Annotated in this window: 26 protein-coding genes; 21 read left to right on the top strand and 5 right to left on the bottom strand. The window is 43.2% G+C overall.

Annotated elements, in window-relative coordinates; translation table 11 throughout:
* Window positions 1–7: 7 nt before the first annotated feature.
* The 6 genes from BP95_RS0104910 to BP95_RS0104885 all read left to right on the top strand — a co-directional run bounded on the left by BP95_RS0104910 (window position 8) and on the right by BP95_RS0104885 (window position 4,345).
* Window positions 8–652, top strand: a complete 645-nt coding sequence (locus BP95_RS0104910; RefSeq protein ID WP_021255105.1) for an HAD family hydrolase — start codon at window positions 8–10, stop codon at window positions 650–652.
* Between the two features lie 47 nt (window positions 653–699).
* Window positions 700–1,218, top strand: a complete 519-nt coding sequence (locus BP95_RS0104905; protein ID WP_021255104.1) for a DUF6886 family protein — start codon at window positions 700–702, stop codon at window positions 1,216–1,218.
* A 201-nt stretch (window positions 1,219–1,419) separates the two neighbouring features.
* Complete coding sequence (locus tag BP95_RS0104900; RefSeq protein WP_036666678.1) at window positions 1,420–1,959, top strand: NUDIX hydrolase; 540 nt, start codon at window positions 1,420–1,422, stop codon at window positions 1,957–1,959.
* 199 nt (window positions 1,960–2,158) lie between these two features.
* Window positions 2,159–3,205, top strand: coding sequence for a ParA family protein (locus BP95_RS0104895; RefSeq protein ID WP_028531545.1), 1,047 nt, complete (start codon window positions 2,159–2,161; stop codon window positions 3,203–3,205).
* Window positions 3,186–3,608: a hypothetical protein gene (locus BP95_RS31765; RefSeq protein WP_051613993.1), complete on the top strand. Its 423-nt coding sequence runs from the start codon at window positions 3,186–3,188 to the stop codon at window positions 3,606–3,608. Before BP95_RS0104895 ends, BP95_RS31765 begins: the two co-directional genes overlap by 20 nt.
* The gene (locus BP95_RS0104885) at window positions 3,605–4,345 is read left to right on the top strand and encodes a hypothetical protein (RefSeq protein WP_028531544.1); all 741 of its coding nucleotides are present in this window, start codon (window positions 3,605–3,607) and stop codon (window positions 4,343–4,345) included. Before BP95_RS31765 ends, BP95_RS0104885 begins: the two co-directional genes overlap by 4 nt.
* Window positions 4,346–4,786: 441 nt before the next feature.
* Here the strand turns inward: BP95_RS0104885 and BP95_RS34185 are convergent, their stop codons facing one another.
* The 3 genes from BP95_RS34185 to BP95_RS0104875 form a co-directional block, all read right to left on the bottom strand.
* A complete protein-coding gene (locus BP95_RS34185; RefSeq protein ID WP_081819809.1) occupies window positions 4,787–5,275 on the bottom strand; it encodes an acyl-CoA thioester hydrolase/BAAT C-terminal domain-containing protein in 489 nt (162 codons plus the stop codon).
* A 46-nt stretch (window positions 5,276–5,321) separates the two neighbouring features.
* Complete coding sequence (locus BP95_RS34180) at window positions 5,322–6,023, bottom strand: acyl-CoA thioesterase/BAAT N-terminal domain-containing protein (RefSeq protein ID WP_155987191.1); 702 nt, start codon at window positions 6,021–6,023, stop codon at window positions 5,322–5,324.
* Window positions 6,024–6,085: 62 nt separating this feature from the next.
* Window positions 6,086–6,670 carry a TetR/AcrR family transcriptional regulator gene (locus BP95_RS0104875; protein WP_028531543.1) on the bottom strand — a complete coding sequence of 195 codons (585 nt, stop codon included), beginning with the start codon at window positions 6,668–6,670 and terminating at the stop codon, window positions 6,086–6,088.
* 193 nt (window positions 6,671–6,863) lie between these two features.
* On the opposite strand from BP95_RS0104875, the gene BP95_RS0104870 reads away from it, so the two are divergent.
* Window positions 6,864–7,283: a VOC family protein gene (locus BP95_RS0104870; RefSeq protein WP_028531542.1), complete on the top strand. Its 420-nt coding sequence runs from the start codon at window positions 6,864–6,866 to the stop codon at window positions 7,281–7,283.
* Window positions 7,284–7,388: 105 nt separating this feature from the next.
* On the opposite strand, the gene BP95_RS0104865 is transcribed toward BP95_RS0104870, so the two are convergent.
* Window positions 7,389–8,750, bottom strand: a complete 1,362-nt coding sequence (locus BP95_RS0104865) for an aminotransferase-like domain-containing protein (RefSeq protein WP_021255101.1) — start codon at window positions 8,748–8,750, stop codon at window positions 7,389–7,391.
* Window positions 8,751–8,886: 136 nt separating this feature from the next.
* Between BP95_RS0104865 and BP95_RS0104860 the strand changes: the two genes are divergently transcribed.
* Entirely contained in the window at window positions 8,887–9,825 is a 939-nt protein-coding gene (locus tag BP95_RS0104860; RefSeq protein ID WP_036666675.1) for a DMT family transporter, read from the top strand.
* Between the two features lie 80 nt (window positions 9,826–9,905).
* Here the strand turns inward: BP95_RS0104860 and aac(2')-IIb are convergent, their stop codons facing one another.
* The gene (gene aac(2')-IIb, locus BP95_RS0104855; protein WP_231515040.1) at window positions 9,906–10,679 is read right to left on the bottom strand and encodes a kasugamycin N-acetyltransferase AAC(2')-IIb; all 774 of its coding nucleotides are present in this window, start codon (window positions 10,677–10,679) and stop codon (window positions 9,906–9,908) included.
* 278 nt (window positions 10,680–10,957) lie between these two features.
* On the opposite strand from aac(2')-IIb, the gene BP95_RS0104850 reads away from it, so the two are divergent.
* The 13 genes from BP95_RS0104850 (at window position 10,958) to BP95_RS31750 (ending at window position 20,782) form a co-directional block, all read left to right on the top strand.
* On the top strand, window positions 10,958–11,515 hold the full coding sequence (locus tag BP95_RS0104850; protein WP_028531539.1) for a GNAT family N-acetyltransferase: 558 nt from the start codon (window positions 10,958–10,960) through the stop codon (window positions 11,513–11,515).
* 32 nt (window positions 11,516–11,547) lie between these two features.
* Entirely contained in the window at window positions 11,548–12,519 is a 972-nt protein-coding gene (locus BP95_RS29555; RefSeq protein ID WP_021255097.1) for a GNAT family N-acetyltransferase, read from the top strand.
* Between the two features lie 118 nt (window positions 12,520–12,637).
* Window positions 12,638–13,060 carry a metallothiol transferase FosB gene (gene fosB / locus BP95_RS0104840; RefSeq protein ID WP_021255096.1) on the top strand — a complete coding sequence of 141 codons (423 nt, stop codon included), beginning with the start codon at window positions 12,638–12,640 and terminating at the stop codon, window positions 13,058–13,060.
* 170 nt (window positions 13,061–13,230) lie between these two features.
* Complete coding sequence (locus tag BP95_RS0104835; protein ID WP_021255095.1) at window positions 13,231–13,425, top strand: hypothetical protein; 195 nt, start codon at window positions 13,231–13,233, stop codon at window positions 13,423–13,425.
* 24 nt (window positions 13,426–13,449) lie between these two features.
* Window positions 13,450–14,274 (top strand): nucleotidyltransferase domain-containing protein, encoded by an 825-nt coding sequence (locus BP95_RS0104830; protein ID WP_028531538.1) that lies wholly within the window; start codon window positions 13,450–13,452, stop codon window positions 14,272–14,274.
* A gap of 164 nt (window positions 14,275–14,438) precedes the next feature.
* Window positions 14,439–16,154, top strand: a complete 1,716-nt coding sequence (locus BP95_RS0104825; RefSeq protein WP_028531537.1) for an ABC transporter ATP-binding protein — start codon at window positions 14,439–14,441, stop codon at window positions 16,152–16,154.
* Window positions 16,155–16,388: 234 nt separating this feature from the next.
* Window positions 16,389–16,715: a PadR family transcriptional regulator gene (locus tag BP95_RS0104820; protein ID WP_021255092.1), complete on the top strand. Its 327-nt coding sequence runs from the start codon at window positions 16,389–16,391 to the stop codon at window positions 16,713–16,715.
* A 17-nt stretch (window positions 16,716–16,732) separates the two neighbouring features.
* Window positions 16,733–17,449, top strand: a complete 717-nt coding sequence (locus BP95_RS0104815; RefSeq protein ID WP_021255091.1) for a pentapeptide repeat-containing protein — start codon at window positions 16,733–16,735, stop codon at window positions 17,447–17,449.
* 125 nt (window positions 17,450–17,574) lie between these two features.
* Entirely contained in the window at window positions 17,575–18,102 is a 528-nt protein-coding gene (locus BP95_RS0104810; RefSeq protein ID WP_021255090.1) for a DUF4269 domain-containing protein, read from the top strand.
* An 84-nt stretch (window positions 18,103–18,186) separates the two neighbouring features.
* Window positions 18,187–18,408, top strand: coding sequence for a hypothetical protein (locus BP95_RS0104805; RefSeq protein ID WP_021255089.1), 222 nt, complete (start codon window positions 18,187–18,189; stop codon window positions 18,406–18,408).
* A 216-nt stretch (window positions 18,409–18,624) separates the two neighbouring features.
* Window positions 18,625–19,371, top strand: a complete 747-nt coding sequence (map, locus tag BP95_RS0104800) for a type I methionyl aminopeptidase (RefSeq protein WP_021255088.1) — start codon at window positions 18,625–18,627, stop codon at window positions 19,369–19,371.
* 190 nt (window positions 19,372–19,561) lie between these two features.
* Window positions 19,562–20,002, top strand: a complete 441-nt coding sequence (locus tag BP95_RS0104795; protein WP_028531536.1) for a GNAT family N-acetyltransferase — start codon at window positions 19,562–19,564, stop codon at window positions 20,000–20,002.
* A 60-nt stretch (window positions 20,003–20,062) separates the two neighbouring features.
* A complete protein-coding gene (locus BP95_RS31750; RefSeq protein ID WP_051613990.1) occupies window positions 20,063–20,782 on the top strand; it encodes an alpha/beta fold hydrolase in 720 nt (239 codons plus the stop codon).
* The last annotated feature ends 243 nt before the right edge of the window (window positions 20,783–21,025 follow it).

Genomic DNA, 21,025 nt, shown 5'->3' with positions numbered 1-21,025 from the left:
TGTCGGTGTGAAGGCTGTTATCTTCGATTTGGATGGTACGCTATTGGATCGAGAGAGCTCATTGCTATCTTTTCTTGAGGATCAATATGTGAGATTCAGAGGCTTGCAGAAGATCGATAAGCAGGCCTTCGTGAATCGATTTGTCGAGCTGGATTGCCGGGGTTATGTATGGAAGGATGCAGTTTACCAGCAGATGATTCAGGAATGTGGGTTGGACATGTCGTGGGAGGAATTACTTGAGGATTATATCACGAATTTCCACCGACACTGCATAGGCTTTCCGAATTTGCTGGAGGTACTGGACCTCATCAAGCAGCAAGGCTTGAAGCTTGGGTTGCTATCGAATGGATATGGTCAATTTCAGTATGCGAATGTGCAGGGTCTTGGCATTGAAGCCTATTTTGACTGTATCTTGATTTCCGAGTGGGAAGGGCTACGCAAGCCAGATCCAGCTATCTTCCATCGTGCATTGTATAAACTGTCTGTTCGAGCAGAAGAAGCGATTTACGTCGGCGATCATCCGGACAATGACGTGAGGGCAAGCCGTGCAATTGGAATGACTGCAATCTGGAAGGAAGACAAGTATTATGAGATACCTGCAGAGGCGAATGCGATGATTCAAGATCTGTTGGATCTCAAATTATATTTATAGATTTATATTCATACGAAGACAACAAGAATATGTGAAGGAGATCAGCGATGCTATACCATTTTAGTGAAGATTCAACCATTTCCACATTTATACCGCGTCCAGCAAAACAATCGCATATTCCGCCGGCAGTATGGGCGATAAATGAGGAGAATGCGGTTCACTATTATTTGCCCCGAGATTGTCCAAGGGTCATTTATGCAAAATCGGACATGATGAGTACGGAAGATGAAGCGAGATTCTTTGGTCACACAGTGGCAAACAAAATAATAGTGGTTGAGAATGACTGGCTCGAGCAGATAAGCAATACAACGATCTATAAATATACATTTGAAGATTCTACTTTTCAGTTACTAGATGCGAATGCTGGATACTATATTTCGGAACAAACGGTGAAGCCCATTCAGATCGAGCCGATGACCGATCTCATTCAGCACATCGTACAAGCCGGTGTAGAATTGCGATTTACTCCGAACCTGCACCCTATTTGCGACGCAGTGCTCGGATCTACGATTGATGCTTTTTCGATTATTCGATTTCATCATGCCAAGCCATTAGCAGCTGAATAAAGTGCAGGATGTGGCACTGAGACATCAGTCATTTCAAGTAGGGAGAACTCGATCATCAACCTCTTGGACGGGATGTCTCAGAGGAGAGGGTTATTTACTAACGGGCGTACTGCTATCCTTTATCGCATGCCACTGTCGCTAATTAGCTTTATATTTGATACGATAACTGAAGTCATTATGAAACATCAGGAGAGACATCATATGCTAATCTACAATATCTGTTATATTCAACGCGGGAACGAGGTTCTGCTGCTTAATCGGGAGAAACCGAGCTGGATGGGGTGCTGGAATGGCATCGGCGGCAAGCTGGAAGCAGGGGAGTCTCCTCGTGAATCGATGGAACGTGAATTGAAAGAAGAAACGGGAATAACGCCCACGGATTTGACATTCAAGGGCATCGTCAGTTGGATGGTGGACGGGACGAGGTTTGGCGGCATGTATTTGTACGCAGCAAGTGTGGAGAAGAGCTTTACATACAATACGCCGATTAAGACAGACGAAGGAATTTTGGATTGGAAACGAGTAGACTGGATTATGGATATTCATAATCAAGGAGTCGCCTCTAATATGCCCCAAGTTCTTCAAGGCATGAGAAGCGATATGTACTGCTACGATTATCACTGCATATTTGAAAAAGGGAAGCTTTTGAGTATAACAGAAAAACGTATCGATATTGCGATTGAGTGGGATGCAGAGTTGAGGAAAGAATATTTTGAGAAGGTATTGATGAATAGAATCTAGTTAATATTTCTCACGTTGAAATTAATGATAAAAATTTTGTTTTACTGTGTATTTCTCGTGAAATGCTGAGTAATGGTCTACTTCATATTTTTTACTTATTAGTAGGACAGGAGAACTAGTTTTATTGTCGAATAAATAATATTAGAACTACAAAAAAGTGTATTCTGACTAAACATAATTTAAGTATAGGAGTGGAAATATGGATACTGGTAAAGCTAAGATAATTTCTTTTATTAACTTAAAAGGAGGTGTCGGAAAGACCTCAACTGCTATAAATATTGCAAATGCCTTCTCTAAAGATGGACACAAAGTATTAGTAATAGATATGGATCCTCAATTTAACGCTACACAAGCATTACTTAATCATCAATTTCGGCACCATAAAAAAGAAATTGAATCCAGCTTACTTGCTGATGCCCTTTCGGAATTTAATGAAAAATATGGAGAAAATATTTCTGCAGGAGATAACTCTGAAGAATACGATCAGAGTGATGATTACAGTCAAGATGAAAACTATAAGAAAGAAATATCTTCTCAGTTGATATATAATAGATTAAAATCAAGAGGAACAACAGTGCGGACGTTATTTACTCAAGAAGGAGTAGTAAATCACTTAGAAAACCCATCATTAGTATATAACATAAAGGAAAATTTAGATTTAATTCCTGGTGATTTAGATTTATTTGAATCTTTGTATGGAGACACGAGTGGAAAACATAACGTTTTAGAAGATCATTTTGAAGCATTTGAGTTCAGAAATACCTACGATTATATTTTTATTGATTGTCCTCCAAATTGGACGATTCTGACTCAGGCTGGTTTATTTGCTTCAGATTATTACATAATCCCAAGTAAAGTGGACTTATTCTCAAGTGTGGGAATTGGATTGCTAGAGAGCTTAGTGAAATCAACATTCTATGAGAATAAGTCAGGTATTTTAAAAATGTATTCCATGTATAGGAGAGAATTAAGACGTCAAAACATTAGATCACTGGGAGTTTTATTTACTTTAACACACGATATGCCTATCGCTAGTAAGTTGAAAGAAAGACTGCAAAGAACTATACAACAGTCATTTTTTGAGACAGAGGTTCCATATCATTCATCTGTACCATTAAAATTCTCACTATATGATGAAAGTGGAGCTAGGCATGAGGCTTTAAAAAACTCCATTAGCCGAGTTGTTACAGAAATAAATGGTAGGATTCAATCATTGGAGGAGAATTATGAAAAAAGATGCGAATAAAAGGGATTTTATTAGTGAGTTGAGTGTAATAAACAAAAATAAGTTTTCTATTCAACAAACTAAAAATTTATATATGGGAATTCTATATGAATTGATACTGAACAGAGTAATATTTGTTAGAAACAATGATCTAAATGATTTTTTAAAAAAGGTTTTCGAGAAGGAGTATAATGATTATTTGTTTAAATCTAGACCATACCTTGCTTCGAGATTACTAAAATATGTATCTGAAGAGTATGATTCTTTGAAGATATCTGCATCCATAAAACTTATAATTTCATTTTTACATGAAAATGATTTACAGAGTGGTTCAGATAATAGAGAAAAGAAGCCAACTAATAAAATTGAGGAAGATGTTATAGGATGGTATAACTCTGTTAGTAAAGGAAGTAATGGAGATTGATAAGAATAAATGAGAGCTTTCAAAATGAATTTAATAAATTAAAAAAATTAGAAGGAATTAAACAAGAATTTTTTGAGATTAATGAAAGTTCAATCAAAAAGATATTTGGATATATATTCCTGTTGAACTACTTTAAAAATAAGGCGGAAACTAAAAGATACTTTAGTACAAATTTTAATATGACTTTTTCATTGCTTCTCGAATCAAATTATGCACTTATTACTGGACAATGTAGGGCTTCTCTGCTCTTACTAAGGTCAGCACAAGAAGCGAATTATAAATTTGTACTGGAAAGAGAAAGACAATTTATGTTAGAAAATGATAATTCATTGTCGTTTTCTCCTTTAGATTACCGGTTTATTGAAACTAAAAACAAGTTTATCAATGATTTGAAAAATTGCTTAGATATAAATGAATATAAGGAATACTATGATTCAGTAGAACGTAATCTAACTTTGTATAAAAAATTGAGTGGAATAGTTCACTCAGGTTCTAACTCTTTGCCTGTATTAAGTGTTGATTATTTTTCTCGTTTATATGAAAATACAATTATTGATACCGATAAATTCTTTGATTTGATTAATGCAGTTTTAAATGAAATATTTATTCTAAATTACTTTTTAATACGAGAGAGTTTATTCAATTGGGATTACTATGTGCTTTATGATATATTACGATTACTATATGGAGATAAGCGAACAAAGACACTAATTAAAATTGTTAAAAGGGCTAATTAAAAAACTCATGCTTTAGCATGAGTTTTTTTCGTAGTGACGGGTTGTCAAGCCAAGTACGATTGTTTATTCATAAATGACTCGAAAGCAATTTTCAGCCTAGACATTTCCTTGGTCGGATATTATTAAGTTGTTAGCGTATGAAAGCTCTTCCTTTGAAACGGTAGCATAATCATGACTTTTGGGAAACTTACGTAGAGGGCCATTCACATTTTTCGTTTGTACCACGTTGCCAAGAAGAGTAAGGGGCAGAAAAATTAGCTTGAATGCCATCAAGCTACACATGGCAAGAATATTTATTTCTCTGTTTGCAGTAGTTTGGAAAGTTGCCTTTGGATAGACTTTAACTACTGTTGGCTGAATGCTGCTTTCATGTATCCAGATGTACGGTTACCACTGCGGTTAGTGTGTCGTTGGCTTTATTTGTTTTCTTTAGCATCGATGTTACGAACTTGATTTCCACGCAGTCAGGTTTCCATGATCAATATCGCTAAGAAAGGCAAGCAGTTCTTTCCAAAACATCTCGGATGCACTCGCATCTGCAACGGTGTTGCCCCCATAAGCAATGTTCTTGCTTTGCCGGGCCATTGTAGGGAAGAAAGGCGGCATAATATGGTGCCCTGCTTCTGGCAAGAGCACATGGCGATACGGATATTGGAACCCATAGTTCTGCAAGCGCTGCGTGATTTGCTCATTCATGTAAGTGGCTGGCCACACTGCAACATCGGTACCTGAAGTCAGCAAGATAGGGCCGCGAATCTTCTCAACGGGAATGATGGCCGGGTGATCGGGCTTTATGCGGTGTAGCGACTTCTCATATATTGAGAGGAAAGAAGGAAGCTGTCCTGTATGCTTCGGCTTCAGCAGCAACCACCATGATTTTGGATGTGAAAAAGAAAAGGGTGTGAAGGGAACCGGTATTCTATGCTCCATGAAGATGTCGGACGCCTTCCGATGCCTTGAAAGACAACACCACCGCCTACATGAGAGATGGCAAAATGAATGTCAGAAAACTGAGAGGCAAGCAGGAGCGCCATCTCGCCACCCTTGGAACGCCGAATACACCGATCTTCTCGGTATGTACATTCGGTTGTTGCTTCAACCACGTTAGGGCATGACTGAAGTATTCCAATGGAATGTTAATCAGCTTGTCCGGTAAATGCTTATGTCGGAAAAAGGCCACAACGAGTACCGCATATCCATAATGAGCCAAAAGACAGGCCAAGGATTCATCCAAGCTTCCGTCCGATCCTCCGAGTACAAGAACAGCGGGAACCTTCCATGCTCCATTCGGACAGAAATACGTTCCGATGAACTCATCCTCGTTTTCGATCCTTCCTATACCGTCAGATAATAATGTTCGTTCAATCTGCTGACGATGTATAACTGTGCCTTGACTGCTTACACATAACGTAAATAGACAAGACTGCACCGTTCCTTTGGAAAAAGAGGAGGTAGAACTTCTTGCCGTCATCGACCAGAATAATCCCATGGGATGAGCTTCCTCGTATGTTCCACGAATAGGCTTAGCATTAGCCAAATCAATGATTCCTGACTCATCAGCCTCAAACACAGCAGAGGATTCCCATATCACGTCCTGCTCATCTGTAGACTGAGGCGATAGCTCAATTGGTTCTCCAGGTGCGGCTCCTTCAATGCGAATCGGGATTACTTCGTCCAAATGCGAGCGAGAAGGGAACGGATAGGTTAATGGACGGCACCGTATACAATAGATTCACTTCCTTAGGCATTCAATCTTGATGTTAATAGTGATACGCATTCCATAATGAACGATTCCTCGGTGCTCGGGTACAGTTGCTCAAATAAGGGATGTGTTCGGTACAAAATATATTGATTGAGCATGCTGAAAAATAAGGTGCTGAGTATGGTATAGTCAGCAGGAATTATTTGCTGCTTCTGTTGCAATTCAGCGAAATATTGCACCATAAATGCATTTAACCTACGAGGAATTTCTCCAATTAATTCAGCCGCCTCGGCATGATCTCTGCTCTCTTGTAGTGAAGTAAGGAACAATTCGCCCTTATCCGAATTTTCGCGCAGGTAAGCACTGGCGATGAAAGTCAAATCCGATTCCAGCTTTCCTGTTAATTTTGCTTGGATGCAGGTAATGAAATCTCCTGATGTTAAATGATCTACAACACTAATTCGATATAAATTTTCTTTGTTCGTAAAGTGACGAAACAGAGTTAAATGATTGACACCAGCAAGCTCGGCAATTTCTCTCGTAGAGGCAGCTGTGTATCCCTTTTGTTTAAATAGAAGGCGTGCCGCCTCGATAATTCGTGTTCTCGTTTCGAGTTTTGTCATCCGATAACTCCTTTGTCTCTGGGAATACATCTATGTAATCAATTGGTTACAACTATATGCGCCATGGATATAAATTTTCGTGCCTTAAAAGAATATTGCCATACCTATACATGATGCTTGGTATGTGTATGACAGCAGTCGTGAATATTAGTAGGATAGTGACGAGACAAATGGTTAAAGGAGATGAACTTGCGTGAACGTATCAAATATCAATCCGTTTCTGATGTTTTTCGGCAATGCAGAAGAGGCAATCAAGCGCTATACTTCCGTATTTCAACCTTCTGAGGTGATAAGCCTTGTACGACATGGAGATGCAATGCCTAATCTGGACGAAGGCGATAAGGATAAGGTGCTGCACGCCGTGTTCTCGTTGAAAGGACAGGTGTTCATGTGCATTGATAACTTGGACAAGCAGCATCGCCATGAGTTCACGCCGGCTATATCCTTATTCGTGACATGCGATTCGGAAGAAGAAATCGATCGAGTATTTCGGGAGCTGTCTGAGGAAGGACAAGTGCTGATGCCGCTTGAAGCCTCGTCTTGGAGCGCCAAATTTGCTTGGGTACAGGACAAGTTCGGTGTATCGTGGCAATTGAATCTGGCGAATACATAATTTGCATTTGCATGAGAAAGGAAGAGGAGCGGGATCTTTAATGGTCAGTAATTGACCTTAAGGAGAGCCGCTCCTTTTTCGATTCGTAGAGGCTCTTGGTTCAGGCTATCCTTTGTTGAACTGAATAGTGCTCACTATCTCTATGAGCTGACGCAGCCCAAGCTCGATGCGATCCTCAGGCACATTCGTCACATTGATTTTCAACAAATTGCTTGCCGGGAACGAAGCTAAGTAATGCTTGTCGATCGATTCGAGATGAATCGATTTTTTTTGTGCATCCGAAATAAGCCGCTGTACAGGCAGTCTGTCATGCAGCTCCAGATGGGTATGCACCGTTAGATGGGATGAAGCGCTTGGGATTGCGAAATGTTCATGCTGCTGAAGGGAGATATCACGCAATACTGCCTGCATGAGCTGTGACCTTCTAGCATACGAGGTGCGTATTTTCTCGCGATGATGCTCGAACATGCCGCTCTTCAAGTAGATTTCGAGCGCTCCCTGCGATAGCATGGAACTGTCAATATCCTGTGTTCGTTTATACCGATTGAACGTCTGGATTAGTGCATCTGGAATCACTGCCACCCCAATGCGGAGCCCTGGAAAAATAATCTTCGAGTAGCTCTTCAAGTAAATGACATGCCCAGATTGATCGTACGCATATAGTGGATCGGACTTCGGATTGTGTTCCAAATCGGCCAAATAATCATCCTCGACGATATAGACGTCGTATTTGCGTGCGAGGGCAGCGATTCGCTTCCTTTCTTCGGTACGGTAGGAAGAGCCAAGCGGATTATGGAATCTGGGTATCGTATAAAAAAACGTAATGTCCTCCGTACGGAATATTCGTTCTAGTTCGTCCATATCGATGCCTTGCTCCGTTCGGCGAATGCCCATTACAGGAAGTTGATGCGTTTGCAGATGTTCGACCAGCAGATGATAACAAGGCTGTTCAATAAGAATCATCCTTTTTCGGTTCGGAAAAGGCATGGTACAAAGTATGGAGAGGGCTTGCTGCACCCCTGATACAATGAAGATGTTGGACAACTGTGTAAACACCTGATAATTGGCGAGATGCCGCTGCATGAGTGCAAGTAGAGATGGCAGCCCTTGAGAGGTCCCATAGATGAATAGATCATTTTTGTAGGTATCGATCGCTTTGTTGATACAGTGCTGGAAATCCAAGTATGGGAACACGCCAGGGTCAGGCGCGGCGGAGACAAAATCGATAATTTCCTGCTTCTTGAAATCTACTTGATTTCGTGCCCGAACAACGTAATAGCCGCTCTTCGCCACCGAATAGATGAGATGTCTTTCTTCCAAATCATGCAGTGCCCGAATGATCGTGCTCTTGTTGACCCCATATTGAATGGCAAGCTCTCGAATGGAAGGAAGTTTATCCCCGTCGTTCAAGGTGTGCTTCTTCAGATTGCGCTCCAAATTCTGAATGACCTGCTCGAATTTATACATCGATCTCCATTCACCTCGAATCTGTACCGGTACAGATGCTAATTTTCTTGATTGTAGCATAGTGCTGCAGCAATTAACATGGTTGTAGGGCCTTCAGTAATCAATTGCTTGCAAGCAAGGAAGAGAGGAATCGATCATGAATCATTCAGCTGTAAAAAAAGCGTATATCGCCGCTATCCTAAATACACTGATTATTGGATTTTCCTTTGTTTTTGTAAAAATAGCGCTGCAAAGCGTAAACTCGCTAGACATGCTTGCCTATCGATTTACGGCATCCTTTGTGGCTATCATGATCTTGATTCTGTTCGGAAGGGTAAAGCTGAACCTGCGGTGGAAGGATGTTGCGACGATTATCCCGCTGGCGGTTCTCTATCCCGGATTGTTTTTTGCCTTTCAAACATTCGGTCTCGTCACCGTATCTGCTTCGGAAGCCGGGATTATTCAGGCGGCTGTACCGATATTCACGATGATATTCGCATCATATTGGTTGAAGGAACATTCCACATGGCAGCAAAAATTTGGTCTACTTCTGTCGGTCTCAGGACTTATTTATATCTTTGCGATGAAAGGCGTTAACGTTGGAAATACAAGTTTATTAGGTATCTTGCTTGTCTTCCTGTCTGTTCTCTCCTTAGCGGGATACAACGTTGCGGCACGCAAGAGAACACGCAAATATGGAGTGATGGATGTAACCTTTATTATGACCTGCTTCGGATTCGTGCTCTTTAATGCGATGGCGATCTTCCAGCATATTGCCCAAGGAACGACATGGAAAGTGATGCAGCCGCTGTTCGATCCGATGTTCGTAGTCTCCATTCTCTACTTGGGCGTGTTGTCTTCTCTGATGACCGCATACTTGACGAACTATGCATTATCGAAGCTAGAGGCAGTGAAGGTAAGCGTATTTACGCAATTAGGGACGGTTGTGACGATGGGAGCAGGTGTCATGATCTTGAACGAAAGCTTGCAATACTATCATATCGTTGGAGCCGTGCTCATTATAATCGGCGTGTTGGGCGTCAATATCCCGCTTCGTCAACGTCAACGTACCAGCAACATGAAGAAGCAGGCGTGAGATAGTGAATTTGTGAAGTGTGTAAGAAAAGCCAAAAGCACCGAACCTCGGTGCTTTTTTTTACCTGCTATAGATAGGTGCTATCTGATAGTGAAGTTGACTCCGTATATCGGCAAATTAGCTTTTGCGGCGACACGCTGTGAAGAGAAGTTGTCACAGAACGTGCTGTATAACGGGATGGCTCCGATCCTGCGGACCGCTTGAGCCCAGCTTGCAACTACGTGAGCTGCGTACCCTCTACCACGAAATTCGTGAAGTGTTTCTAGCCCAGCCTCATGAGCGTGACAAGAAATACGAACACTCCGGCATAGCGATACAATCTGCTCATGGTGAACGATTGCGACACAAGGCTGTGCATACTCGATTTCTGAGGCCAGCCACTCGAATCCACTGTAATCCCATTTTGTTATATTTTCTTTCGTGATCGTTACTGGCTTCTCCGAACCCGCATCCGCCAAGCTGGTATCAGGTACATAGTAACAAGGCCCCATTGTGAAATGTTCAGCATGCAGGAGGCTCATATAGGATTCATAGTGCTTCGGTGTTGCATGAATATCACGAATTGCGGGTTCAACCTTGATTAATGACTCCAGTTGTTCGACTACCGAGCTTGGAACATCATGGCGAAATCTACATATCGTCTTGCCATCCATGGTTCGTCCTAAGAAAAAGCGAGGAGCTGGACGCTCACCAGGCCACGGCTCGTTAATCGAGCGAAGCCGCATCTTGTCATCATGTGTAAACAGGGCTTCAGCGTGCATGTTCATAAGCTTATAAGAAGACATCAGATTTGTTTCTGGATTTTCTTTTTTCGTTTGAATGAGTAGCACCCCCAAGTTGTTATTGATTTGCATCGTACCCTAATTCTTTATCTACGTGTACCTCTGCTTCCTGTTTCATCGTGATTCTAAGGAAAAGTCTTGCGTTATGCGAATGCAGTATGCAGCCATCGCAGTGTTGCACCCTAGTGTGACGTTTCCAAAGAGTGGATAAGGCACTCTGTATACAGGTGGTCGAAGTAAAGAATAGCTTGTAATGAAAATTAGCTTGATGGATTAGGTCTTGATTGTTATGATAGCAAAAATAAATGGTAGGAAATAGCTAATAATTTCAAGAGAGGACGGTGCTGATGATGCCATATTTACATGGAAACCGCATCACATTACGCGAATATCGCAGAGAAGATTTGGGGTGGATTCGGAAATGGGCAAATGATGAGGAGATAACGAATACACTGAGTGATATTTTTTTGTATCCGCATGCGGAACAAGATACGGAAGCCTTTCTAGAAATGATGATTGACAGTTCGTCTAAATCGAAAGGCTTCGTCATCGCTGATCGGCAATCGTTGGATTATATCGGTCAAATTGATTTGCATCAGATTGACTGGAAAAATCGCTCCGCCGTACTTGGCATCGTGATCGGCCGCAAAGATATGCTTGGTGCCGGTTATGGCAGGGAAGCGATTCGACTGATGCAGAAGTTTGTATTCCACTCCTTGAATTTGAACCGGCTGGAGCTGGAAGTGTATGCATTCAATGAGCGGGCGCATCGTTGTTATATCAGCTGTGGCTTCAAGGAGGAAGGGAGACTCCGCCAGAAGATGTTCAAGGACGGAAAGTACACGGATGTTATCGTGATGAGCGTGTTGAAGGACGAATATGAGCAGATACAGCATGATGGGAACTGACCTAAAACAGCTGAAAGGTGATGCATATGGCAATGATCCCACCATGGGAGCCTGAGCAGCAGCGCTATGCGTTAGCGGAACGGGTATACCTGCTGAAGGCGGATAAGATCGAATGGGGAATATACTGCTCTGTTTATTATAATTCAGAATATAACGGTTTTTTCAAGGATCAAAGATATGAATTTGAAGGATGGCGAGATCCCTTCTGGATTTATGAAGGCGAAGCTCGCATCGGCGGGGTAGTGATAGCGCCCAATGTCATGTTTACACTCTTCTTCATCCCGCCATTCAGAGATGAACGGCGCATCGTGCTGTTATTGAAGGAAGCGCTAATCAGCTGGTCTGATCTAAGCAAGGATATTATCATATTCGAGGTACTGCCAGATCAAGTTGAGCTGCTAGGCAGGGCTGGCTTCTGGCCATCAGCATTCAGATGCCGCTGGATGCAGCGGCCAACCGAAGCTTTTGAAGTAAAGTGGGAAGATTGCTTTGTTGTGGAGACGCCAGAAATGATCCAGCAGGATGGCATCAATCAACTGCGGAACGAGAATGACATTGCGAGGCTCTTATATCGAAGTTTTGCCGGTGCAGGTTCGATAGATGCCATTCGCAGACAGCAGACGGATATGCAATTCTATCAAGAGGATATCCGCGAATATGTGTCTTACACGAATGACTTGGTAAGGAACGCCTCGACGATCGTTGTCGATAGTCATACGAATGAAGTGGTAGGCGCATGTCTCGTGTCCATGCAAGGAAGTTACCCAGCTATTTATAATATTGCCGTGCATCCTTCCTATTCGGGGCAGGGGATTGCTACAAGAATGCTTCAAACGGCATTATCTAATTTGAAAGGGCACTATCCTGTTCTAAGACTGTATGTGATGCAGGGGAATACAGCGGAATCGGTATACTACAATCTTGGTTTTATGCCTGGGCCAATAGAGGTTCAGCGCATGTATATTCCAGCACAAACTGATCGATTAGATAGCAATCGTACATAACTGTCAGCAACTCCTAACAGGGTAGGCGAATCGCTAGATTCGCCTCCTGTGCATTTTTGCATGATCACACATTTCCGGGATGAACGATGAATACTTACAAAGGTGGCGAGAAATAGACATGAAGGTGCAGGGATTGAACCATCTATGCTTCTCTGTTTCTGATTTGGAGCGCTCGATTTCATTTTATGAGCATATTCTTGAGGCGAAATTAGTCGTGAAGGGGCGCAAGCTGGCATACTTCGATTTACATGGATTATGGATTTCGTTAAATGAAGAGCAAGACGTACCACGCGATGAGATTCACCCTACCTATACCCACATTGCTTTTACTGTAAGCGAACATGATATTGATGAGATAAAGACGAAGCTTGTCCAATACGGTGCTCGAATACTGCCTGGAAGAGAGCGCGATGAGCGGGATAAGCGGTCGATCTATTTCACAGACCCAGACGGACACCGATTTGAATTCCACTCCGGTCAATTGGCGGATCGCTTGGACTATTACAAGGACACGATGCCGCATATGACTTTTTTGGAATGAATGAATCCATATTCAACTAATACTATTTAGAGAGATTATTTCGGTTGATCGCTAAAAGAGAAGGATGACGCCTATATTGAGAATGTTCATAAAGGAAATAAGCGCTGCATCAAGACTAGTCAGAAGAGGTAATGATCATTATCTGATTAGATAGGGAGTGTTTTTTACCCATGCGAACGCTGAAGAGCTTTATGAAGATGGTGCTTGAATTGATGTTGGGGTTATTTTATGGCATATTTCGCCGAGGAGAGCACTACGACAAGGAGACGGAACATCTACGTGGTGTCCGCTATGGTGTATTTATTGCTAGTTTGCTTATCGTATTGGTTATCATCGCGATGATTGTGTATCCGAGCAGTTTGTAACATACAAGGGAGCGTACAGCATTGGTGAATATACAACCTAAGATTGAAACTATTCTGAATCGATATATCAAGCTAATTGACGAATATAAGCAGGATTGGCTGGAGGGATTGTATCTCTATGGCTCAATTGCGTTAGGGGATTATTCGTTATCATTAAGCGATATTGACTTCATTGCGATCACTCGTGAACGACTGAATGCAGATGAGATCAGACAAATGGCTATTATTCATGCGAAAGTAAGGCGTTTTGCTCCAAAGCCTAATATGAACGGGATCTACTTGACTTGGGAGGATATAGGCAAGTTGCCTCATGAAATTGCGTCGTTTCCCTATTATTGTGATGGGAAGATGAACCGAGCAGGTTATTTCGAGCTCAATCCTGTGACCTGGTATGAAATGAAGTATCACGGCCTAGCAATCGTTGGGCCGCCTGTGGCTGAATTGGATATTCCCTTAGATATGAACTTGTTCTTGTCTGACATGCATGAGAATTTGAACACCTATTGGGCGAATTGGATACAGAGATCAACACCGTTCTTGTCGATTCATTCCTTCCTGCTGCTCAATCGTGCTCAAATTGCGTGGGGGGTACTTGGTGTAACCAGACAGTGGTATACGTTCCGTGAAAGAGCGATTGTGAGTAAGGCTGGAGCGGGGGAATATGCATTGGGAGTAGTCCCAGGGCGTTGGCATAAGATTCTGCAAGAATCGATCAACGAAAGACGAGGCATCGAGAAGTCTCTATATGCTTCGAAGTGGGAGAGGAAGCGGGATGCCTTGGCGTATATGACTTATTTGCTGAATGAGTGCAACCATTTGTTCGATAATGAGCCTAGCAGTGTAAATTGATTGGTAACGCAATTATAATATCGATGTATTTCTGAAGATTCGGGATCGCGGAGGAGTGAACTCGAGTCTTTTTTATTTTTCTCTATGATAATCATTATCAATGCTATATAATGACATAGATTGTTGATTATGATTATACTGACATAGAGAAATGAGGGAATCGATTGCTGCGAAGGTTTTTCTCCTATTATCGTCCTTACATGGGGCTGTTCTTCTTAGACTTTACCTGTGCGGTATTCGTCGCATTACTTGAGCTCGGGTTCCCGCTGGCAGTGAACCAGGTTGTGGACAAGCTGCTGCCAACGGGGAACTGGACGTGGATCGTATGGGCTTGCATTGGCCTGCTCGTGATCTATTTGATTAATATGGTGCTGCATTTTGTCGTCACGTACTGGGGGCATATGCTCGGCATTAACATTGAGACAGATATGCGCAAGAAAATGTTCGAGCACCTGCAGAAGCTGTCATTTCGTTTCTTCGATAACAATAAGACAGGGCAGCTGATGTCCCGCATGTCAAATGACCTCCTTGAAATCGGAGAGGTAGCCCACCATGGGCCGGAAGATTTATTCATTGCGGTGATGACACTGCTCGGCGCATTTGGTCTTATGCTAGGGTTGAACTGGAAGCTGGCCGTGTTGACGTTCGTCGTTGTTCCGTTACTATGTTCCATCACGATCTATTTCAATAAGAAGATGATGGGGACATTTCGGAGAATGATGACAGACCTTGCTGATTTCAATGCTCGCGTAGAAGACAGCATTGGCGGCATCCGCGTTGTTCAAGCCTTTGCTAACGAGACACATGAGAAGGAGTTGTTCGCAGAGAACAACGGCCGCTTCCGCAAGACGAAGCTGTTATCTTATCGCATCATGGCGTGGAATACGTCAATCAGTTATATTTTGATGCGTATTGTAACCGTATTTGTACTGCTGTGCGGTACATGGTTTGTCATTCAGAAGGAATTATCTTACGGAGAGTTTTTGGCGTTTATTTTGTTGACGAACGTATTCCTCGGCCCGATCCAGAAGATTAATACCGTAATCGAGAGTTATCCGAAAGGAATCGCTGGATTCAAGCGCTATGTAGAGATTATCGACACCGAGCCTGACGTGAAGGATAAGCCGGATGCAGTGGATGTGGGCACGCTGCGCGGCAATATTCGGTTCCAAGATGTTACGTTCGGTTACGAACAGGATCGTCCTGTTCTGCGCGGCATTAACGTTGCCATCAACGCCGGCGAGACGGTTGCCTTCGTAGGGCCGTCGGGCTCTGGCAAGACGACGCTCTGCAGTTTACTGCCGAGATTCTACGATGTACTTGAAGGCAGTATTACGGTAGACGGCGTTGATATTCGCGATTTGAAGCTGCAATCGCTGCGCAAGCAGATTGGCATCGTGCAGCAGGACGTCTTCTTGTTCGCTGGAACCATTCGTGAGAATATCTCATATGGGCGTCTTGGAGCCTCCGATAAGGATATTTGGGAAGCAGCACGGCGCGCGCGGCTGGATGACTTCATTCGTGATCAGCCGGACGGCATGAACACAGTAATTGGCGAGCGTGGGGTGAAGCTGTCGGGAGGTCAGAAGCAGCGCCTTGCCATTGCGCGTATGTTCTTGAAGAATCCGCCAATCCTTATCTTGGACGAAGCAACATCTGCACTTGATACGGAGACGGAAGCAGCTATCCAGCAGTCTCTAGCGGAATTGTCGGAGGGACGGACAACGCTAGTTATCGCTCATCGCTTGGCAACGATTAAGAATGCCGATCGTATCGTAGTTGTAACCGATAAGGGGATTGTAGAACAGGGTGGTCATGACGAACTGCTTGCCGTAGGCGGCGTGTATAGCCGACTGCACAAGGCGCAATTCAGAGAATAGCATCTAATTTTATGTGCTGACCATACTTGTATATTTGTATGATAAAACGAATTAGATTTTGAAGCCTGATTCACGCATGATTGCGTTTCGAATCAGGCTTTTTGTTTTGTTCAATTAGGGTACTTGGAGCACTTCCAGCAGGTGGTTGTGTGAGGATGATTTGCAATGATCATAATAATACCTTGACTGTCATAGTACTATGATCTATATTGTTATTGAGGAGGTGATCCTTGCATGAATGCGAAGCTGTCTTCCGATTTGCTGCGCGGCCATACGGATACAATTATTTTGAAGCTGCTGATGAGCGGAGATAAATACGGTTATGAAATATGCAAGCTGGTGCACAGTGGATCAGGCGGGCAATACGAGCTGAAGGAAGCCACAATGTATTCCAGTCTGAAGCGGCTGGAGTCAGAAGGAAACATTACTTCCTATTGGGGCGACGAGACGCATGGCGGTAGACGGAAGTATTACCGCATTACGGACAAAGGGCGCGTCACGTATGCAGACAATAAGCAGAATTGGGAATATGCGAAGAAAATATTAGATATTTTGATATAAGAAAGGTGGAATATGCGATGAATGAGCGACTAAGACGATACTTGGACAGCGTCTTTTCCCCATATGAAGATTTGAAGCAGATCCAGGAACTGAAGGAAGAACTGCTGTATGATTTACAGGAGAAGCTGAGCGATTTGAAGAAGGAGGGTTATGATGATGAGGCAGCCTATCTTCTAACGATTGAATCGATTGGTGAGATTTCTGAACTCATTGAGAGTATTAATTCGCAAACGGTTCAGCTGCAGCAGAAGGTGGGGATGGACTTTTCGAAAAGCAATTTGGAAAACTCTGATTTCAAATCGACTTCTGTGCATGATGGACAGTTCAATTACAGCAATTTGAAAGGATCGGATTTCAGCTATTCGGATTTAACGAACAGTTCTTTCAAGTGCAGCAGCTTGGATCAGGTCAACTTTACAGGGGCAAATTTGTCAGGTGCGCAAATAGTGAAGTCAAGCGCGAGAAAAGCGATTTTCACAGATTGTATTTTCGAGAATACCACGTTCAAGTCCTCTGATTTCTCTGGCGTCAGCTTCGACAACTTAACATTCAATGGGGTTGTGTTTGATTATGCTGGATTGCGAAAGACAACATTCCGCAATGCAGTATTCAACAATGTGTCCTTTAAGACAGATGTGAAGAAGACGATTTTCGACGGGGCGACGATGGATAAGCTGACTTATGCGCTGCTGAAGAGCTATAAGGCTGATTTGTCCAATGTAACGGTGCGCTAAGAAGCTTGGTGCGTCTGCGTAAAGGATGAAGAATTCATAATGTGAACTTACCTGCGGGCCATTAGGCAGCGGGTAAGTTTTTGTTATAGCCCGAAGTCTCGTAATGGAAGGAAGGAGGGGCATTCTTGAAAAAGTGGCTTACCACTGACTATTTGCTCTATGGCAGTGCAGATCAAGTCGATGTGTATCATTTGCTTCAAGAGCATCGGATTATGGAGATTCTAGAGCCGTACACACCAGTACTTATCGGTACGCTGCCCATCTCCATCCATATTCCTGGAAGTGATTTGGACATTGCTTGCGAGGTACATGATTTCACTGCATTTGAGCGGCTTGTACGTGAGCATTTTGGCCATTACGATGAATTTGATCTCGTACGTCGAACGGCTGATGGGATAGAGCGAATAAAGGTAAATTTTCGCTGTGGGAAATGGCCTGTTGAAATCTTCGGTCAGCCTATCGCTTCGGTATCTCAGAATGGATTTCGGCATATGGAAATTGAAGATTGTCTGCTTCGCAAATATGGCGAATCGTTCCGCAAGGAAGTGATCAGCTTGAAACAGCGGGGTATGAAGACCGAGCCTGCCTTCGCACTGCTTCTTCAGCTTGATGGCGATCCCTATGAACAACTACTTCGAATCGATTGTGATTAATTTCATAGACAATCATGCTGCTGATTGCTAGAAATGATACATATGTAACATTTGGCAAAGATAATAGGGGGGGCAAGTCACAGCATGAGTGGGAAATCAGTTGCATCAGTCAGTCAAGATTATATCATCGAGCAGGTCAAAGAGAAGTATAGCTGTACCGTCTTGAAATGCGAAGGACGTCCTGTGCTTGAATTCAAATCCGAACAGGAACTTCATGAAATTACGGAGTATGTGCAGCACAACTTCGAAATGGAATTAATGGATGTATTTTTTACGGCCATTGAGAGTTTGCAGCCAGAAGAGTAGGAAGCTCATATGGGGAGGATTATCTACCAACCCTCCCATGTTGTATAAGGCTAAGAAATGCGATTTTACAGCATGTTACAGTGGGGTGGAAAGAGCGTGAAAAGACACAAATTGATGCCAAAATGAATTTTTTTGTGATAAATGACCGGGTAGCAATGTGTTTTGGTGTACAATAAGATATATTACGTCATTACGCAGCTATTGAGGTGTAGAAATATGATTATTTTGAAAAGTCAGCAAGAAATCGATGCAATGCGCGAATCGGGGAGACTGCTTGCGCAGGTGCATCAAGAGCTCGCAGGTATGATTAAGCCTGGCGTGACCACACATGAGATCGATCAGTTCGTGGAGCGCTATTTGCATAAGCATGGTGCAACGCCTGAACAGAAGGGATATCACGGCTTTCCGTTTGCGACATGCGCATCTGTGAATGATGTGATCTGTCACGGGTTCCCGAACAAAGAGCCATTGAAGGATGGCGATATCGTAACCATTGATATGGTCGTAAATTTGAATGGCGCTCTGTCTGATTCAGCGTGGAGCTACCGTGTCGGTGAAGTATCGGAGCAGGCAGACAAATTGCTCACCGTTACGGAGAAATGCTTGTATCTCGGCATCGAGCAGGCGGTTCCAGGCAATCGACTCGGAGATGTCGGACATGCGATTCAATCCTATGCAGAAGCGAATGGATTCTCGGTAGTAAGAGACTTCATCGGCCATGGTATAGGCAAGGATATGCATGAGGAGCCGCAAGTACCGCACTATGGTTCTCCAAATCGCGGCATTCGCTTGAAGGAAGGCATGGTCATTACGATCGAACCGATGCTGAATACGGGCCGCTACCATGTGAAGCTCGACAGCGACGGTTGGACTGCACGTACAGCTGACGGCGGTTTGTCGGCGCAATATGAGCATACGATTGCGATTACGAAGGATGGTCCAGTTATTTTGACAGCCTTATAAGTGGAAACAGCTGCGAGCAGTTGTTACACGCGTCATGTATGTGAGCATGTGCAAGCGCCCTCTGGTGGAGATCATCCCATTTAGAGGGCGCTTTCTCTTTTTGTATCCCGTTTAATTTATATGTTGAAGGATTTGTCAGAGTGATTATAGAATGGATATATCTGTCTATCGCGAAAAGGGGGATCAATCAATGATACATATACAGACAGTTGCACGAACTCAACTTGATGAGTTGGCGGAGCTATATACGGAGCTCGATGACAGTGAGACGAACATTGAAAGGCTAAGAGAAAGATTTACTGCGCTGCAATCTAACCCAGACTATACATTCATAGGTGCAGTAGATGATTCCGGCAAGCTTGTCGGCTCCGTAATGGGGATTCGCTGCTATGACTTAACAGGTCAATGTCGCCCGTTCATGGTGCTGGAAAATATGATCGTAAGCAAAAGCTATCATCGAAAAGGCATTGGACAACTCCTCGTAGATGCGATTGAGAAAATTGCCATAGAAAGCGACTGTCAGAGTGTCGTTCTTTTATCAAGTGCGTGGAGAACGGATGCGCATCAATTTTATGAGAAGCTTGGATTTACGAAGGATGCGGCATATGGCTTTATTAAGCCATTGAATTAAGCAATGACGCAAGAGAAGGAAGAGATCTTGCAATGACTTCGCAATTAAAGGGGGATGTCGATGAAATCGTATCGGACGAACAGCAGCGATGGCGTAGGCATACATGTTCTAGATACTTTGGATGAAGCAGATCCATCTATTACCCCATTGCTTATTTGCCCGGGATTGTCCGAGACCGCGGAGGAATTTGAAGCACTTATGGAATTCTTGCTTCCGCGAAGATGTGTGGCATTGTCATTCCGTGGACGAGGACATAGTGACACACCGCTCACTGGATATGGCTTGGAGGAGCATGTGGCCGATATCGAGAAGGTTGTACAGACCGCTGGATTGATTCAATATCACATGTACAGCCACTCAAGAGGAGTATCCTATGCGTTGGGGTATGCGAGAGCAGGAAATCCGCATATACGTAGTCTGCTGCTTGATGATTATCCGCCTGAGCATCGCGCCATGAGCGAAGCGTGGGCCGAAGAATACTTACATGAATACATCATTCCGCACGAACGCTTACCGCACATTCGGCAGGAAGCGATTATCGGAATTCATCGTGATTCTGAATATGCTGCTCTTGAAATCATGCTTCCACAGCCTGTTCTAGTTATGCATGGTATGCTGGATGATTCAATGATTACGGAAGAAGATCTGAATCGTTACAAGTTGATGTGCGAGGATCTGACGGTGCGGCCCTTCGCTCACTCTGGGCATGGAATTAGAATGACGGAAGAACAAGGATTGTATGAGACGATTCGAGACTTTTTGAATCAGTGTGACAAGTGAGCAAGGGCAGGGCTCGGGAACTTTTACAACTTGTATAATCGGATCTGAGGTCGAGCTAAAAAGGTGAAAATTAAAGATGATGCAGGGAGAAGGAGTGCACTGTTCCTTCTCTTTTTCATATTGGGAATAAGTCTACAATTGTTGGGAAGGTGGCTAATAAAGTTCACCGATTAGGCATAATTGAGGTGTTGATCTGCATAACAAATAAATGGTACAATATGGCATATATTATAAATCTCTGGT

It is taken from the genome of Paenibacillus sp. UNC217MF (assembly GCF_000686865.1).
In the GTDB taxonomy this organism is placed as follows: domain Bacteria; phylum Bacillota; class Bacilli; order Paenibacillales; family Paenibacillaceae; genus Paenibacillus_B; species Paenibacillus_B suaedae.
The sequence above is the reverse complement of the archived record's forward strand: the minus strand, read 5'-3'. Positions and strand labels throughout refer to the sequence as shown.

Coding starts and splice junctions, on each gene's coding strand:
- BP95_RS0104905 (WP_021255104.1), top strand. CDS start 700: ATGCTATACCATTTTAGTGAAGATTCAACCATTTCCACATTTATACCG.
- BP95_RS0104900 (WP_036666678.1), top strand. CDS start 1,420: ATGCTAATCTACAATATCTGTTATATTCAACGCGGGAACGAGGTTCTG.
- BP95_RS0104895 (WP_028531545.1), top strand. CDS start 2,159: ATGGATACTGGTAAAGCTAAGATAATTTCTTTTATTAACTTAAAAGGA.
- BP95_RS31765 (WP_051613993.1), top strand. CDS start 3,186: ATGAAAAAAGATGCGAATAAAAGGGATTTTATTAGTGAGTTGAGTGTA.
- BP95_RS34185 (WP_081819809.1), bottom strand. CDS start 5,275: ATGGAGCATAGAATACCGGTTCCCTTCACACCCTTTTCTTTTTCACAT.
- BP95_RS0104875 (WP_028531543.1), bottom strand. CDS start 6,670: ATGACAAAACTCGAAACGAGAACACGAATTATCGAGGCGGCACGCCTT.
- BP95_RS0104865 (WP_021255101.1), bottom strand. CDS start 8,750: ATGTATAAATTCGAGCAGGTCATTCAGAATTTGGAGCGCAATCTGAAG.
- BP95_RS0104860 (WP_036666675.1), top strand. CDS start 8,887: ATGAATCATTCAGCTGTAAAAAAAGCGTATATCGCCGCTATCCTAAAT.
- BP95_RS0104850 (WP_028531539.1), top strand. CDS start 10,958: ATGCCATATTTACATGGAAACCGCATCACATTACGCGAATATCGCAGA.
- BP95_RS29555 (WP_021255097.1), top strand. CDS start 11,548: ATGATCCCACCATGGGAGCCTGAGCAGCAGCGCTATGCGTTAGCGGAA.
- fosB (WP_021255096.1), top strand. CDS start 12,638: ATGAAGGTGCAGGGATTGAACCATCTATGCTTCTCTGTTTCTGATTTG.
- BP95_RS0104835 (WP_021255095.1), top strand. CDS start 13,231: ATGCGAACGCTGAAGAGCTTTATGAAGATGGTGCTTGAATTGATGTTG.
- BP95_RS0104820 (WP_021255092.1), top strand. CDS start 16,389: ATGAATGCGAAGCTGTCTTCCGATTTGCTGCGCGGCCATACGGATACA.
- BP95_RS0104815 (WP_021255091.1), top strand. CDS start 16,733: ATGAATGAGCGACTAAGACGATACTTGGACAGCGTCTTTTCCCCATAT.
- BP95_RS0104805 (WP_021255089.1), top strand. CDS start 18,187: ATGAGTGGGAAATCAGTTGCATCAGTCAGTCAAGATTATATCATCGAG.
- map (WP_021255088.1), top strand. CDS start 18,625: ATGATTATTTTGAAAAGTCAGCAAGAAATCGATGCAATGCGCGAATCG.
- BP95_RS0104795 (WP_028531536.1), top strand. CDS start 19,562: ATGATACATATACAGACAGTTGCACGAACTCAACTTGATGAGTTGGCG.
- BP95_RS31750 (WP_051613990.1), top strand. CDS start 20,063: ATGAAATCGTATCGGACGAACAGCAGCGATGGCGTAGGCATACATGTT.